Here is a 15,814-nt window from a genome sequence, read left to right on the forward strand (position 1 = left end):
TTATGAGTTCCTTATATCAATCAATGATTACGGTTATTGAGCAAAGCATTACGCCGCTGGCCGGTCGCCTCGGGCAACAGAAGTACGTTATCGCTATTCGCGACGGTTTTACCGCCGCACTGCCGTTTATGATCATCGGCTCGTTTATGCTGGTGTTTATCTTCCCGCCGTTTTCCGCCGACACCACCGTCGGTTTCGCCCGCGCGTGGCTCGATTTCTCCACCGAATACCGCGCGCAGCTGATGCTGCCGTTTAACCTCAGCATGGGGGTAATGACCTTCTTTATCTCCGTCGGGATCGGCGCGAGCCTGGGTCGCCAGTTTAACCTCGACCCGGTGATGACAGGCCTGCTGGCGTTTATGGCGTTTTTGCTGGTTGCCGCACCGTATGCCGATGGCAAAATTTCTACCCAGTATCTCTCCGGCCAGGGCATTTTCACCGCGCTGCTGACATCGATTTACTCCACCCGCGTTTACGCCTGGCTTAAGCAGCACAACATCACCATTCGCCTGCCAAAAGAGGTGCCAACCGGCGTTGCCCGTTCGTTTGAAATCCTCATTCCGGTGCTGGTGATCATTGGTACGCTGCACCCGCTGAACCTGTTTATTGAAGCGCAAACCGGCATGATCCTGCCGCAGGCGATTATGCACGTACTGGAACCGCTGGTTTCCGCGTCCGATTCCCTGCCTGCCATTCTACTTTCCGTGCTGCTGTGCCAGATCTTCTGGTTCGCCGGTATCCACGGTTCGCTGATTGTCACCGGCATCATGAACCCGTTCTGGATGGCAAACCTCTCCGCCAACCAGGCCGCACTGGCTGCGGGCGCCGCGCTGCCGCACGTTTATCTGCAAGGTTTCTGGGATCACTACCTGCTGATTGGCGGCGTCGGTTCCACCCTGCCGCTGGCGTTCCTGCTGCTGCGTAGCCGCGTCGCACATCTGCGCACTATCGGCAAAATGGGCGTCGTACCGAGCTTCTTTAACATCAACGAACCGATTCTGTTCGGCGCGCCGATCATCATGAACCCGATGCTGTTTGTGCCGTTTGTCTGCGTGCCGTTGGTTAACGCCGTGCTGGCTTACACCGCCACCAAAATGGGCCTGCTGGCGCAAGTCGTCTCCCTGACGCCGTGGACAACGCCTGCGCCTATCGGTGCTTCCTGGGCGGCGAACTGGGCCTTTAGTCCGGTGGTGATGTGCCTGATTTGTATGGTGATGTCCGCCCTGATGTATCTGCCGTTCCTGCGTGCTTACGAGCATTCATTAATGAAAGCAGAAGAAGAAAAAGCGCAGAGCAGCGCGCCGATGACGGAAACCGTCCGCAGTAACTAAGCCGTAATGCATTAGCAGTAACGAAAAGGAGTCGGTAATGAAATACGTATTTCCCGCAAACTTCTGGTGGGGCAGCGCCTGCTCTGCGCTGCAAACCGAAGGGGAAAGCCAGCAAGGCGGTAAAAGCGCAACCACATGGGATGCCTGGCATGCCAGCCAACCGTGGCGCTTTCACCAGCAAATTGGGCCGCAAGAGACCTCGACGTTTTATCGCCACTGGCGGCAGGACATCGCGCTATTAAAGCAGCTCAAGCACAACAGCTTTCGCACCTCGATCAGTTGGTCACGGCTGATCCCGGATGGCGATGGTGAAGTGAACCCGCAGGCGGTGGCGTTCTACAACGAGGTCATCGACGAGCTGCTGGCGCAGGGTATTACGCCGTTTATCACGCTGTTTCACTTTGATATGCCGATGGTGATGCAGGAAAAAGGCGGCTGGGAAAGCCGGGAAGTGGTACAGGCTTTCAGCCGCTACGCGCAAATCTGTTTCGAGCTGTTTGGTGATCGGGTGCATCACTGGTTCACCTTTAACGAGCCGATTGTGCCGGTAGAAGGCGGTTATCTGTACGATTTCCATTACCCGAACGTGGTGGATTTTAAACGTGCGGCCACGGTGGCGTACCACACGGTACTGGCGCATGCCGGCGCGGTGAGAGCATTTCGCGCCGGGTTTTACGCCGGTGAGATTGGCATTGTGTTGAACCTGACGCCGTCGTATCCACGTTCGCAGCACCCGGCAGATGTGAAAGCGGCGCACTATGCCGATTTGCTGTTCAATCGCAGTTTTCTCGACCCGGTACTGCGCGGCGAGTATCCCGCTGACCTGGTGGCGCTGCTCAAAGAGTATGACCAGCTGCCCGCCTGCCAGCCGGACGATATCGCGCTGATTGCAGAAGGGAAAATCGATCTGCTCGGCATTAACTATTACCAGCCACGGCGGGTAAAGTGCCGGGACAGCGCGGTCAATCCCGATGCGCCGTTTATGCCGGAGTGGTTGTTTGATTATTACGAAATGCCAGGGCGCAAAATGAACCCGTACCGCGGGTGGGAAATTTATGAGCCGGGTATTTACGATATTCTCACTAACTTACGCGTCAATTACGGTAACCCACGCTGTTTTATTTCCGAAAACGGTATGGGCGTCGAGAACGAACAGCGTTTTATTGAAGATGGGCAAATAAACGATAGCTATCGTATTACGTTTGTTCGCGATCATCTTATCTGGCTGCATAAAGGTATTAGCGAAGGGTGTAATTGTCTTGGCTACCATATGTGGACATTTATTGATAACTGGTCATGGTGTAATGCCTATAAAAACCGCTACGGTTTTGTGCAATTAGATCTGGCAACGCAAAAACGTACCATTAAGAAAAGTGGAGAGTGGTTTGCCGCCACCGCTGAAAATAATGGTTTTACTCAGGATTAAATGACAATGATTGAACTCGAAGAAGCGGTAATGGAAATTATCGTCAACGCCGGACAGTCACGCAGCCTGTGCTTTGAAGCGCTGCGCGCGGCAAGGGCAGGCAATCTTGACGAAGCGCGCCAGTTGCTGAAGGAGGCGGATGGCTACTCGCGCCAGGCGCATCACATGCAAACTAAATTAATCGAACAGGATGCGGGTGAAGCCCGGCAACCGATGACATTAATTATGGTACACGCGCAGGATCATTTAATGACGTCATTATTAGCGCGTGAGTTATCTGAAGAGATAATTCAGCTTCACACTTTATATCGGCAATAATTAACGGAGAATTGATTACGGTAAATCTTAATTAAGCTGTACCCGCATTTATAAAATAAAAGCAGTTCGTAATGGTGATGGCAATAATCTCTGCCCGGTCACCCGGGATGGTTATTGTCTGAGAATAACTTACTAAATTGAGATAACCATGAGAATTAATAAAAAACTTCCAGTGGCGCTGGCGGTTGCGGCCACCCTTTGCTCTGGTTCCGTCTTCGCACAAGAGTTTACCCAAGAGCAAATCGATGCCATCGTCGCCAAGGCGGTGGATAAAGCGCTGGCGGAACGCCAGGCGAAAATGGACGCCGCAATTGATAAAAAAGCGGATGTGGTGGTGGAACCGCAAAGCGCGGCACAAACCCCGGATTTGGCGGTGCCTTACGGCGTGAAATTTAGCGGTTACGCCCGTTATGGCGCGCACTTCCAGTCTGGCGATCAGAAATATGTTGGCGTTGATGGCTCCTATAATGGCGCGTCGGCGATTGGTCGTCTGGGCAACGAAGGCAACGGCGGTGAATTCCAGCTCTCCAAAGCCTTTAAAGGCGACAACGGCGCTATCTGGGACGTCAACGTGATGTTCGATCACTGGGGCGACGAAGTTAACCTGAAAAAAGCCTATGCCGGGGTGACCAACCTGCTGGCGTCCAACCCGAACGCCTACTTCTGGGCGGGACGTGATTTCCACCAGCGTCCACAACAGGGCATTAACGACTATTTCTGGATGAACCATGACGGTCAGGGTGCCGGGGTGAAAAACTTCGATATCGGCGGCGTGCAGTTTGATGTCGCGGCTGTCGGTTCGGTCGCATCCTGTAGCCCGGAAGTGCTGGAAGATGAAGCCAACCCGTCGCGCATCACCTGTACTGGCGGCTCCAACGTCGGCGATAAAGGTAACTATGCGGTGACCTCCAAAATCCACGGTATGAAAGTCGGCCCGCTGGATCTGGAAATCTACGCTAACTACGGTTTTGACTCGAAAGCGATTGAAAGCGATGCCCGTCTGAAAGCCTGGCAAGGTGGCGCGGTGCTGAGCCACACCTATGACCACGGCATTAACAAACTGATCGCGCGCTACTCCGATAACGCGGATAACAGCGTATTCAACAAAACCGACGATTTGACCGCGATTTACGCCAGCTTCGAAGGCAGCTACAAATTCTCCCGGCAAACGCAGGTGGACTACCTGCTGGCGTACCATGATTACGACAACAGCGCCAACAAAGCGGATAACCGCCGCAACTATGGCGCGATTGTTCGCCCGATGCACTGGTGGAACGATGTGCACTCCACCTGGCTGGAACTGGGTTATCAACGCGTAGATTATGATGACGGCGGCGATAACCACGGCTGGAAAGCGACCCTGTCGCAGAACATTTCTATCGCGATGGGACCGGAGTTCCGCCCGATGCTGCGCTTCTACGTGACTGGCGGCGAAGTGGATAACAAACGCACCGCACGCGTGAACGGCACCAATGACTCGACGCTCGATTCGTTTAACATCGGCGCGATGTGGGAAGCCTGGTGGTAAGGTAACAAAACCGGAGGCGGTCCCCCCGTGCCGCCTCCGGTTAAACTCTGTACATGTGTTATGATGCGCGGCCTTACGATAAGTCATCAGCATCACAGAGTTGGGTTAGCACATGGGTTCGAGCAAGAAAGGGATGTTTTACGTCCTGGCCGCTGCCGTTTTATGGGGCAGTTCCGGGGTTTGCGCGCAGTACATCATGCAGAAAAGTCATATCTCCTCACCGTGGCTGACCATGACGCGACTGCTGTTCACCGGGGTGATTTTGTTAACGCTGTCGTTTGTCCACGGTGACAACATTTTCGCCATCCTGAAAAACCGCAAAGATGCTTTTAGCCTGCTGTTCTTCTCGCTGTTTGGCGCGCTAACCGTGCAGCTCACTTTCCTGCTGACGATTGAAAAATCCAACGCCGCCACCGCGACGGTGCTGCAATTTCTCTCCCCGACGATTATCGTGGCGTGGTTCGCCCTGGTGCGTAAAGCGCGCCCCACCTTCCCCGTGGCGTCGGCGATTGTCACTTCACTTATCGGTACATTTTTACTGGTGACGCACGGCAATCTGACGTCGCTGTCTATCTCGCCTGAAGCGCTGCTGTGGGGCATTGTCTCGGCCTTTGCCGCCGCGTTTTACACTACCTATCCTTCGCAGCTGATCGCCCGTTACGGCACGTTGCCGATTGTCGGCTGGAGTATGTTGCTGGCGGGATTGATGCTGACGCCGTTCTTTGGCGGGCAGGGAAATGATGTTGTGGTGAATGGCCGCCTGCTGATGGCGTTCTTCTACCTGGTGGTGATTGGCACTGCGCTGACGTTTAGCCTCTATCTGAAAGGCGCGCAGATGATTGGCGGGTCGAAAGCCAGCATTCTGAGCTGCGCCGAGCCGCTGAGCAGCGCCCTGCTGTCAGTGGCGCTGCTCGGCGTGGCGTTTTCGCTGCCGGACTGGCTCGGCACGCTGCTGATTGTCTCGTCGGTATTGCTGATTTCCTGGGATTCGCGGCGCAAAATACGCGCCGCCTGAGCCGACGGGTTTACGCTTTTACCCGCACTTTCGCGGCCACCAGCAGCGCCGTTAACAACATCAGGCTACCGGAAAGCACCAACGGCGAGAGCAAACCGTAGTGATCCAGCGCAAAGCCGCCAATCGCCGCGCCGCAGGTGTTGGCAAGCTGGATCACCGCCACCTGAATGGAACCGGCTTTTTCTGCCTGATCGGCAAGCGTGCGGGTGATCCACGTCGACCATCCCACCGGGATCAGCGCAAAACCCAGCCCCCAGATAATGGCGATGCCCGCCGCGACAACCTTATCGCTGCCCCACAGAATCAGCACCAGGGCGCTCATTGCCAGGGTTAATGGTGCCAGCGCTAACGCCAGTTTCACCGAGCGCTTCATTACCACCGAGGAGAACGACGTACCGACAAAGCTGGCGATACCGAAGCTCAGCAGCACTAATGTCAGCCCGTCGACATCAAACCCGGCGAGATTCATATAAACCGGGCGAATATACGTGAAGAACGAAAACTGCCCGGCGAATACCATAAAAATGGCGATCATCCCGGCCAGTACGCCAGGGCGCTTGAGCAGGCCAAACATGTTCTCGTGGTGCTCGGTTTTCCCCGGCAGCGATGGCAATGCCCGCCATACCCAGATGATACAGACCGCGCCCATCAGCGCCGCGCCGTTAAACACATTGCGCCAGCCGATAATGCCGCCGAGAAAACTGCCGAGCGGGGCGGCGATCACCAGCGCAATCGACACCGCGCCAAAAATCACCGACAGCGCTTTTGGCACAACGCGCATCGGCACCAGCCGCAAGGTCAGTGACGCCGACATCGCCCAGAAACCGCCTAACGCCAGACCAAGGCACGCGCGACCCAGCAGCAGCAGGGTGAAACTGGTGGCGAACGACACCAGCAGGCAGGAAAGCGTAAGCAGCACCGCGAACGCGATCACCACATAACGACGGTCGGCGGCACGGATAACCGTGGTGATAAACAGGCTGGCAAACATCGCAACAAACGCCGTCACGGTGACGGTTTGCCCGGCCAGACCTTCCGAAACGCCCAGGTCCAGCGCCATTGGCGTGAGCAGGCTTACCGGCAAAAACTCCACGGTAATCAGGCAGGCCACGCAAAACGCCACGGCGAAAACCGCCGACCAGTTCGGGCGGCTTACCGCATCCGTTGAAGAGGGCGTCACAGATTGCTCACTCATTAGTTACCTGCTTAGTTTTTATTCGTGAAGGTCGCGCAGTGTAACATTCAAAATGTGTGACGCAATTAACAATTTGGCAACTCTGTGGCGGTGATGAATTCATCCGCCAGGCAGAAAGCCGTGTCCGCCAGTGCGCATACACCACCGTGATGTCGCGGCATAACGGCGGCGGCTTTTATGCCGCATCACCAGCACCAGGAGCTATTTAACCCGTGCGTTACGCGCCGCCGTTGCCAGGCCAACAATCCACTCCTGGTGAGCATTGATCATCGGGTTTGGCACCGCGCTCGCCAGTTGCTGCGCCGGAACGCCGGTTTGCGATTCCTGGGTCAGGATGCGCACGCGGTTACCGGGTAAATCCTCAAATAGCCAGGCGTGAATCACATCCAGGCGCGATTGCGCATCCCCTTCCACCCAGCCGTACCAGGCGATACGCGCGGCCTGTCCTTCAACCGGCGGAACATATTCACACACCTGAGCCTCGACCGGAAAACCAAAAGTGGTGAAACGAAAACGGGCACTGGCGCTTAACAACGGGCCGCTCCCATCATGGAAACGGATATCTTGCGCGTTGCTGTAGTAAGTCGGCCACAGGCGGGTGTCGTTCAGTTGCGCCCAAATGTCGTGTGCCGTTAGCCCGGCGACAATGATTTCGTTAGAGGCAAAATTATCGGTGGTGCCTGGCAGGTAATCTTGCGGCCAGACAATGGCGCTTTGTGTCAGAGATTGAGTCATGGTGTACCTCGTCATGGATGAACGAGGCCACTTTGCGCTGGCGGGTGTTATAAATCTAATGACTATCTTTGATGAGCATCATCACGCTGCGTGATATCAGTGCAACCAGTGAACACCTTCTTCGGGCATAAACAAAGTGTTATAGCGCATCTGGAAATTGTTGAGATCGGCTCTGTCCGGTTCCAGTTCGCGAAGAAACCCTTGCGCCAGGCGGACTTGCGCATCGGTGACAGGCGTTGCCAGCCGCGCTTTTTGCAGCAACCGGTGCCAGTAAACCAGGTTCTGCTCGCTGCTATCGACAATAGACACCTGCCAGATGAGTAACACCTGGGCGGCGTTTTGCAGGTGCGCTTCGTCCGGGCGCGTCAGGTAGCTCAGGTATTCGTTACCCGCGCTTTTGCCCATCTGGTCGATCATCGATTCCACCGGCACGGGCTGGATGTTGAGTCGGTCGGTGAGGCGGCGAATCGCACGGCGAGAATCAGAGGTTAGTACCCTGAAACCAATCACAAAAACCACCACCAGCGTTGCCAACATCAACCAAATCATAACCGCTCCCGAGGCGCAAAAGAGGCTCATCATACGGGGAAATTACCCGCTACGGACAGCCGTAAATGCGATAATCTTTATTATCGCTCTGGCTGGTCACTATCATGAATAACGATATCAGAAACCTCGATCTTAACCTGTTGAAAACGCTGGATGCCCTGCTTGATGAACGCAATGTCACGCGCGCTGCCGCTCGCCTTTCGCTGACGCAACCGGCGGTGAGTGGCATGTTGACGCGTCTGCGTGATTATTTTGCTGACCCGCTGTTTATCCGCGCGCCACATGGCATGGTGCCCACAGCACGTGCGCAGGCACTGGCGGCACCGGTTAAACAGATTCTGGCGGATATCGACCGCTTGCTGAAACCCACCGCCTTTGACCCGCTCAGCGCCACGTTTATCTGGACGCTGGCGGCGACGGACTATGCGCTGAAAGTGGTGATCGTGCCATTTATTGCCGAGCTGAAAAAGCACGCGCCGGGGATCCGCATCCGCGTTGAACCCGTGGAGCCGCAGCGGCTGGTGAGCCAGCTTGAGCGTGGCGAAGTGGATGCGGCGTTAATGACCCCGCACAGCACGCCGGAAGCGCTGCACAGCCGGGCGCTGTTTGATGAGCGTTTTGTCTGTATGATGCGCGCCGACCATCCGGATGCGGCGCAAGGAACGCTGACACTTGAACGCTTCTGCGCGCTGGAGCATGCGCTGGTGTCGTGGGATGGCGAGCGCTTTCGCGGTGTGGCGGATAACGCGCTGGCCGCAATCGGCAAAAGCCGCCGCGTGGGCGTGTCGGTGAATAACTTCCTGATCCTGCCGGAAATTTTAACCGTCAGCGATATGATTGCCGTGGTGCCGCAACGCCTTGCCAGCCTGACGCCGGGCATGTGCATACGTGAAGCGCCTTTGCCGATACCGGGGTTTACCAAAACCCTGGCCTGGCACGAACGCAGCCACCGCGATCCGGCACATCAGTGGCTACGCAACCTGCTGTTCGACATCAGCCAGCGTTAAGCGCGGCGATTACTCAAAGAACAGACCGAGTTTGTTGAACACGCCGGGATCGGTCTGGTGGCGGATAATCTGCACCACATCTTCCAGCTTATCGATCTGACTAATCATCTGTTCCAGCCGCTGGTCGTTCGCCACCTGGAGCCAGATGCGGCTCTGCTCGCCGCTTTGTAGCGGCAGACAAAGGATGCCTTCGACGTTGAATGCGCGGCGGGCAAACAGCCCACACACATGCGTCATCACGCCCGGATGGTTGCGCACGGTGAGTTCGAGAATGACGTTATCAGTTGTTTGCATGGCTTATTCCCCCACCATTTCTGTATTCGCCGCGCCCGGCGGCACCATCGGGTAAACTTTTTCTTGCGGGTCGATACGCACATGCACCAGCGCCGGGCCCGGACGGGAGATTATCTCCTGCAACGCGGCCTGCGGGTTGGACTCGGCGTTTAAATCGCAGGCGTGCAGGCCAAAGCCAGCGGCAATCTGCATAAAGTTGATCATACCGGGATAGGTTGCGGCAAAGACGCCGGACTTGTAGAACAGGCTTTGCTGCTGATGCACCAGCCCCAGCGCTTCGTTATTCATCAGGATGATTTTCACATCCAGATTATTTTCCGCAGCGGTGGCCATCTCCTGGATGTTCATCATCAGGCTACCATCACCGGAAAAGCAGATAATTTTACGCTCCGGGTTCGCCAGCGCCGCGCCAATCGCCGCAGGCAGGCCGAAGCCCATGGTGCCCAGCCCGCCAGAAGTCAGCCACTGGCGCGGACGGTTCAGCGGGTAAGCTTGCGCCGCCCACATCTGATGCTGGCCGACATCGGTGGTGATAATCGCACTGTCATCCACGCAGGCAGCGACCGCATTGATCAAACCGTAATGCGTGAGCGGGTCGCCCGCTTGCGGGATCGCGCCGGGAAACTCTTTTTGCAGCTGCTCGACGGTGTTGCGCCAGGCGTGGCGGGAATGGGCTTCGACTTGCGGGATCAGCGCATCGAGCACTTCACCAACGTCGCCCTGAATTGCAACATGCGCCTGCTTCACTTTGCCCAGCTCCGCGCGGTCGATATCCACATGAATAATTTTGGCATTCGGGCAGAACTGTTCAGTTTTGCCAATCGCCCGGTCATCAAAACGTGCGCCAAGCACTACCAGCAGATCCGCTTCCTGCAAAATGTAATTGGTGCTGCGCGCGCCGTGCATTCCCAGCATACCGAGCGACAACGGGTGCTGTTTCGGTAACATGCCGAGCGCCATCAGCGTCATGGTGGTGGGCAAATTGGCTTTTTCTGCCAGGTGGCGGATTTGCTGCGGTGCGTTAATCACCCCGCCGCCCAGGTACAGCACCGGGCGCTCGGCGGCATTGATCATCTCTGCGGCGGCGTGAACATCCTGGGCATTCCACGCCGGAGCGGGCGCTTTATGACCCGGTTCCGGCAGCTCGCTGAGGGTGATTTCCGCCGTCTGCACATCTTTAGGAATATCTATCCACACCGGGCCAGGGCGACCAGACTGCGCAATGCGAAACGCATCGCAAATCACCTGAGGCAGTTCGCTGATATCGCGAACCAAATAGTTGTGTTTTGTGATGGGGATAGAGATGCCGTAAGTGTCCACTTCCTGGAATGCATCGGTGCCAATCATCGAGGCCGGAACCTGGCCGGTAATGCAAATCAGCGGGATGGAATCAAGACGCGCGTCAGCAATGGCGGTCACCAGATTGGTCGCCCCCGGCCCGCTACATGCCAGACAAACCGCCGGTTTGCCCTGCGTACGCGCCATACCCTGTGCGATGAAGCCCGCGCCCTGCTCGTGGCGCGCCAGCACATGGCGAATCTGTTTGCTTTGGCTTAGCGCGTCGTATAACGGCAAAACGGTGCCGCCGGGGATGCCGGTCACGGTGGTGATGCCCTGACGCTCCAGTAAATGAACAATCAGCTGCGCGCCTGTGTAACGCGTGGATTGCGATGTGCTGCCCGAACTTGCCATGCTCCAGTCCTTTTCTTCTGAGCCGGCTTTCCAGGAGGGGCTTAAACGAAAAACCCCGCCCGGTTTGCGCCGGCGGGGTTTTGGAATCGTGTGTTGTTCCGGACCCTACGGCGCATTGCCGACGACCACCACCACACGCACGACGACCACCGCGGCGTTATGCGCGGTTTTTAGTAGGTTCATCGGATTGGTGGAAGCGTTCATTAGGGGCCTGTCTGTTGTGTTATTAACGAGATTTATACAAACACAGGAATCATTCGCCGACAACTGCTTTTTACGCACCCGCAGAAAACTGCGCAGCCGATCACGTTTATTTGTCTGGCATCTGAAAACAAAAAACCCCGCCGGAGCGAGGTTTTTGTCAGCATTTTCGCGGTTGGTGGCCGCAAAACACACTGCGTTACGTCAACCACGCAACTATACGACGAATCCTGCGGATGCGCAATTTTCAGGCGGTTTTTCCCGCATTGAGTATGGATCAATGTCGAAAATTCCGCCAATAAATACTGTATATATAAACAGTGTTAATATATAATGACCTTGCGAACCAGCGTGAGGGGCCGCGTTCTACGGCGCAAGAATTCCTGGCTGAAACGGGTGGTGCCGTCAGTGCCTTAACCCCTCAAGAGCACACTGCGTTACGCCAACAACAAGGCTGGCAACAGGTAGCGGAAAGGTACGCCAGCCGGTGCTCCTTGACCAGAGGAGAAGCGTATGGGCGGAATGGAGATGTTTATTCTGATCCTGAAACTCATTGTTGCCTTGTTGCAACTGCTTGAAGCTGTCCTGAAGTTTTTGCGGTAATTCAGGTTCAAGTCGCACCAAAGAGGGGCGGGAAACCGCCCCTCTTTTACGCTTCTCAGGCTGGCTCTGGCTCGCGATTTTTCAGTTGCTGTAGCTGGTTGTAAATATACGCCGTGTGGGCAATCGCCTGGCGTGGAATGGCCTGCCCACTCTCATATTGCATCAGCAGATGAACCAGCGGCGGCGCGTCGATAACCGGAATGTTCAACGCGCGGGCGTTATCGAGAAGCCCGAATACCGCGTCTTTGCCCTGCTGTTTAAAAAGAATATGCGGCAACGCGATGTTCTGCTGTTCGTAACGCAGGAGAACCGCCCGTGATGCGGCATCATTCAGCACCACATCCGCCAGCTTTAACATCTCCCCGGGCTGCGGCACGTCGACGGGCACCGGCGGCGGGCTCATCATCAGGCTTCTGCGGTACGATTTAATATGCGGATCGCCTTCGGTATCTTTGTTTTCCCGGCGAACCTCCTCAAGGCTCATCCTTTGCGTCTTGATAAACAGATATTTTTGCAGGCCGAAATCGAGCGCCGTCCAGACAGCAAGCAATATCAACATGTGGTGAAAGATGTCGCTAACCAGGTTACGCAGCACCTGCGATAAGCGCATCAGCGGGCTTGCCGCCAGGAAGACGATTTCGTTGATATGCGGATAAACCGCGCTGTAGCTGGCATAGACAATTGTTAAGAATTTCAGCAGGCTACTCACCAACTCTGCAAGCTCCCTGGAGGAGAACATTTGCTGAATTTTTTGTAGCGGGTTGAGGCGTTCAAATTTCGGCATCGCCGATTCTGGCGCGATGAGAAAGCCAAATTGCAGCCAGTTTCCTAATAACCTTGCCCCTATCGCCACACCCAGCACAGGCGCCAGGAAAATACTCAACTCCACTGCCAGCAATTGTGTTAACCGCTTTGCCGCTGTAATAAAAGGCAGCGTCATGAAGCTCAGCGCCACAGTAAAGAGCTGCTGCAGGCGAGCAATTCCGCGCTCCATCATCATAAAAATGAATTCCATCGCCAGCGTGATCAGCAGCAGCAACGGCACACCTTCATTTTTAAAAACATTCCCTTTCTTACGCTCATCACGGATTTTTTTCGGTGTAGGTTGCTCGTTTTTTTCCGCCATCGCTTAATTCGCTTTCAGATTAAGCGTGGAAGAAATCATCGGGACGACGCGCGCAGGCTGCAATAATTGCTGCTCAGCGAGATGCAGTAATGTCGGGATATACACCCCCAGGAAGGACAAACCGATAATAATTTTTAACGGGATGGTCACGGTGGTGACCTGCATTTTCGGGCTATAAAGGCTCAGGATCGCCACGCTAAATTCGATCATCAGCATCAGCACCGCAAAAGGTGCGCTGTAAATAACAATAAAAGAGAATATTTCTGCAATAAAAGATAACCATTGTTTAAAGGTTGCCGCTGTGTCAGTGAAGAAAAGTTTATCTATCGGCCAGAAGGTGTAGCTGCGCCAGAGAATATCGATAAGATAAGTAAAACCGTGAAAATGAATAAAAATCAGCAGAAAAACACTTTTAAAGACATAGCCAAAAAATGATCCGTTGTTGGTTATTGCCGGGTTAATTTGCTCACCCATTTGTCCGCCGCTCTGATTATCAAACAGAACCCCGACGCTTTCGAATAACCAGAAAGGCACAACTAACAGAAAGCCTAAAAAAATACCCAGCAGGGACTCTTTTATCATCATGATAATAAACATGATGCCTTTGATATTGCCAAAATCGGGTTGTGCATAAAAGGTGGTTGCGGGAAGCAAAGTAAACACCAGCGCGATACTGTAGAGCACCGCACCTCTGATCTCCTTGAAAGAGAAAGCAATGATAATAGACATGCAGGGATAAATGCGCGCACAGGCACTCACCAGAGCCATTAGCGCCTCACCTAACCAGTCGAAAGAGACAAACGTCATTGCCAGGCTCTTATTTGGCTGATTAAGTCAAAACAGTTAATACTTAGTTGCACTGTTTTTTGCAGCATCCAGTGACCGGAAAAAGCCAGAGTGACGCCGACAGCCACCATTTTCAACGCAAAAGGCAATGTTGCATCCTGTAATTGCATGACCGATTGCAGCAGCGCAATGATAATACCCGCCACCACTGCGGTCACTACCGGCGGAACCGATATCAACATTGCCAGCACTAATCCCTGCTTGAGCAGTTCGACAATATACATATTTATTCTCATCGCTAAATGTAGCTGTAAAATAATCCTTCGAGTAAACGACTCCATCCTTCAATTAAAACAAAAAGCAGTAATTTAAGCGGAATAGCAATAAACATGGGGGCCACCATTTGCATTCCCAATGCCATCAGCACTGTCGATACAACGAGATCTATCACTAAAAAGGGAATATAGATTAAAAAACCAATTTTAAACCCGGACTGTAATTCCGAAAGGACAAACGCGCTTAATATCAGCGCCGGGTTATCGCGCGTTATTGGGTTACTCGCCTGATCTTTCCACAGCTTTTTTGCCGCTTCCGTTAAACGAACATGCGTTTCGGCATCGATATTGCGCTGCAAAAAATTTTTCAGCGGCGCAATTACCGTCGGGTAATGAGCATAAATCGCGGCGACATCTATTTTGTCCGGTGAGATTTGTCGCACGCGCTGGGTTATATCATTAAACACCGGTCCCATAATAAACAGCGTCGCGGCAAGCGAGATGCTGTAGATCACCATGTTGCCAGGCACCTGCTGTATACCCAACGCGTTGCGAACAATCAGCAAGACAACGGAAATTTTAAGAAACGAGGTGGAGATAATCATCAGCAAGGGCAACAACGTCAGCGCCGCGATAAACAGCGCCAGCGCCGCGGGATTGATCTGCTGAATATCCATCAGAAATGCTCCATGCGGGTAATTTGCAGCCCCAGCACGCCTTCAACATCCACCAAAGTGCCCTGCGCCAGCGGGCGCTCGCCATAATAAATCGCCGCCTGACCGGGGGTAAAATCCGTGAATGTCAGTATCGAACCCGCCCGCAGCGACTGCAGCGCGTCGAGCGTCAACGTTAGCGTTCCGGCACGCAGCGTTATCCGTAGGGGGACAGATGAAAGATCCGGCATTTCATGAGGTTGTGACGGGATCTCGCGCGACAAAGGCACCGGGGGAATCGTCGCGTCCGGGTGCGGAAATGCCGTATCAACAGGGGTGAATTCCATTTCAATCTCCTTATGGGAAACAATCGTAAAGCTGTGCGCCAACGGGGCGCATTGCTGTAAAGAGAAGCACTGTGCGCCGATTTGCAGTTGCCCTGATCCTGCCGGGTTAAAAAGCCGGTTTTCTGGCAGCACAATATCGCCAACGCGTAAATGCCATAACGCGTCTGCCGCAAGCTCCGTTGAGGCCAGGATCAACGGGAAAGAGAGTAAAAACTGTTTATTTTGCCGCGTCGGGGAAAAGTGCCACGCCGAATGCTGGAGCAGGCGAATTAATGTTAATGCCGACAGCGCCATTAACCCTTTTTCATGTTGCTCGCTGTTTTTTATTTCAATCCAACAATAAATTTCCGGTTCATGGCTTTCCTCAGCAGGCTGTAAGTAACCCAATATATGTTTAATTTCCGGACTGAGCGCGGTGTTATATACATCCCAGTACCACTGTGCCGAGGAGTTATTATTTTCGGATAATAACGGACAAAGCGATAACAGGTTCAGCAAAGGTTCCGCATTATAAAGGCGTAATTTCCCGTATTGGCTGGCAAAACATATCGGTTTATTCGGCAGTCGTTCACCCGCCTGCAAAGGAAATAGTCGCAACTGCCCTTGCTGGCCATTAAGTTGAAAATTCAATATCGGTTGTCGATCCAGATATTGCCGGGCAATGACCTCATCTTTACTGACAGGAGGAAATAACAGCGCAGCTTTATTCATCAATAATAGCTCTTTGCCCAAC

Annotated in this window: 18 protein-coding genes; 7 read left to right on the forward strand and 11 right to left on the reverse strand. The window is 54.1% G+C overall.

All coding sequences use genetic code 11. From position 1 onward, the window contains the following. The first annotated feature begins 2 nt into the window (after positions 1-2). The 5 genes from ACFX4U_RS08560 (at position 3) to ACFX4U_RS08580 (ending at position 5,618) form a co-directional block, all read left to right on the forward strand. The gene (locus ACFX4U_RS08560) at positions 3-1,331 is read left to right on the forward strand and encodes a PTS cellobiose transporter subunit IIC (protein ID WP_020455796.1); all 1,329 of its coding nucleotides are present in this window, start codon (positions 3-5) and stop codon (positions 1,329-1,331) included. A 37-nt stretch (positions 1,332-1,368) separates the two neighbouring features. Then, complete coding sequence (locus ACFX4U_RS08565) at positions 1,369-2,757, forward strand: glycoside hydrolase family 1 protein (RefSeq protein WP_313508157.1); 1,389 nt, start codon at positions 1,369-1,371, stop codon at positions 2,755-2,757. Positions 2,758-2,763: 6 nt separating this feature from the next. After that, a complete protein-coding gene (locus ACFX4U_RS08570; RefSeq protein WP_044489757.1) occupies positions 2,764-3,075 on the forward strand; it encodes a PTS lactose/cellobiose transporter subunit IIA in 312 nt (103 codons plus the stop codon). A gap of 148 nt (positions 3,076-3,223) precedes the next feature. Beyond that, positions 3,224-4,603, forward strand: coding sequence for a carbohydrate porin (locus ACFX4U_RS08575; protein ID WP_017458123.1), 1,380 nt, complete (start codon positions 3,224-3,226; stop codon positions 4,601-4,603). Between the two features lie 112 nt (positions 4,604-4,715). Further along, complete coding sequence (locus ACFX4U_RS08580; protein ID WP_313508158.1) at positions 4,716-5,618, forward strand: EamA family transporter; 903 nt, start codon at positions 4,716-4,718, stop codon at positions 5,616-5,618. 10 nt (positions 5,619-5,628) lie between these two features. On the opposite strand, the gene nepI is transcribed toward ACFX4U_RS08580, so the two are convergent. The 3 genes from nepI to ACFX4U_RS08595 all read right to left on the reverse strand — a co-directional run bounded on the left by nepI (position 5,629) and on the right by ACFX4U_RS08595 (position 8,097). Then, positions 5,629-6,813, reverse strand: coding sequence for a purine ribonucleoside efflux pump NepI (gene nepI, locus ACFX4U_RS08585; protein WP_380217901.1), 1,185 nt, complete (start codon positions 6,811-6,813; stop codon positions 5,629-5,631). Between the two features lie 201 nt (positions 6,814-7,014). Further along, positions 7,015-7,548 (reverse strand): SRPBCC domain-containing protein, encoded by a 534-nt coding sequence (locus ACFX4U_RS08590; RefSeq protein WP_313508160.1) that lies wholly within the window; start codon positions 7,546-7,548, stop codon positions 7,015-7,017. A gap of 96 nt (positions 7,549-7,644) precedes the next feature. Continuing rightward, complete coding sequence (locus tag ACFX4U_RS08595) at positions 7,645-8,097, reverse strand: DUF1198 domain-containing protein (protein ID WP_313508161.1); 453 nt, start codon at positions 8,095-8,097, stop codon at positions 7,645-7,647. Positions 8,098-8,201: 104 nt separating this feature from the next. Here ACFX4U_RS08595 and ACFX4U_RS08600 point away from each other — a divergent pair, with 104 nt between their 5' ends. Beyond that, on the forward strand, positions 8,202-9,104 hold the full coding sequence (locus tag ACFX4U_RS08600) for a LysR family transcriptional regulator (RefSeq protein WP_313508162.1): 903 nt from the start codon (positions 8,202-8,204) through the stop codon (positions 9,102-9,104). 9 nt (positions 9,105-9,113) lie between these two features. Here the strand turns inward: ACFX4U_RS08600 and ilvN are convergent, their stop codons facing one another. The 3 genes from ilvN to ivbL form a co-directional block, all read right to left on the reverse strand. Further along, entirely contained in the window at positions 9,114-9,398 is a 285-nt protein-coding gene (gene ilvN / locus ACFX4U_RS08605; protein ID WP_017458118.1) for an acetolactate synthase small subunit, read from the reverse strand. Positions 9,399-9,401: 3 nt separating this feature from the next. Beyond that, positions 9,402-11,090, reverse strand: coding sequence for an acetolactate synthase large subunit (ilvB, locus tag ACFX4U_RS08610; RefSeq protein ID WP_305734639.1), 1,689 nt, complete (start codon positions 11,088-11,090; stop codon positions 9,402-9,404). Positions 11,091-11,195: 105 nt separating this feature from the next. Next, entirely contained in the window at positions 11,196-11,294 is a 99-nt protein-coding gene (gene ivbL / locus ACFX4U_RS08615; protein WP_110093690.1) for an ilvB operon leader peptide IvbL, read from the reverse strand. Between the two features lie 510 nt (positions 11,295-11,804). Between ivbL and tisB the strand changes: the two genes are divergently transcribed. Then, positions 11,805-11,894, forward strand: coding sequence for a type I toxin-antitoxin system toxin TisB (gene tisB / locus ACFX4U_RS08620; RefSeq protein WP_017458115.1), 90 nt, complete (start codon positions 11,805-11,807; stop codon positions 11,892-11,894). A gap of 55 nt (positions 11,895-11,949) precedes the next feature. On the opposite strand, the gene ACFX4U_RS08625 is transcribed toward tisB, so the two are convergent. The 5 genes from ACFX4U_RS08625 to ACFX4U_RS08645 are packed head-to-tail and all read right to left on the reverse strand — an operon-like array spanning position 11,950 to position 15,792. Continuing rightward, complete coding sequence (locus ACFX4U_RS08625) at positions 11,950-13,020, reverse strand: flagellar biosynthesis protein FlhB (RefSeq protein WP_305734638.1); 1,071 nt, start codon at positions 13,018-13,020, stop codon at positions 11,950-11,952. 3 nt (positions 13,021-13,023) lie between these two features. Further along, complete coding sequence (locus ACFX4U_RS08630) at positions 13,024-13,827, reverse strand: flagellar biosynthetic protein FliR (RefSeq protein ID WP_313508163.1); 804 nt, start codon at positions 13,825-13,827, stop codon at positions 13,024-13,026. Beyond that, entirely contained in the window at positions 13,824-14,090 is a 267-nt protein-coding gene (gene sctS, locus ACFX4U_RS08635) for a type III secretion system export apparatus subunit SctS (protein WP_017458112.1), read from the reverse strand. The genes ACFX4U_RS08630 and sctS overlap by 4 nt, the downstream gene beginning before the upstream one ends. 14 nt (positions 14,091-14,104) lie before the next feature. After that, entirely contained in the window at positions 14,105-14,758 is a 654-nt protein-coding gene (gene sctR / locus ACFX4U_RS08640; RefSeq protein ID WP_313508164.1) for a type III secretion system export apparatus subunit SctR, read from the reverse strand. Continuing rightward, positions 14,758-15,792 carry a FliM/FliN family flagellar motor switch protein gene (locus ACFX4U_RS08645; RefSeq protein ID WP_313508165.1) on the reverse strand — a complete coding sequence of 345 codons (1,035 nt, stop codon included), beginning with the start codon at positions 15,790-15,792 and terminating at the stop codon, positions 14,758-14,760. The genes sctR and ACFX4U_RS08645 overlap by 1 nt, the downstream gene beginning before the upstream one ends. Positions 15,793-15,814: the final 22 nt, after the last annotated feature.

The organism is Kosakonia sp. YIM B13588, from assembly GCF_042788165.1.
GTDB lineage: Bacteria > Pseudomonadota > Gammaproteobacteria > Enterobacterales > Enterobacteriaceae > Kosakonia > Kosakonia sacchari.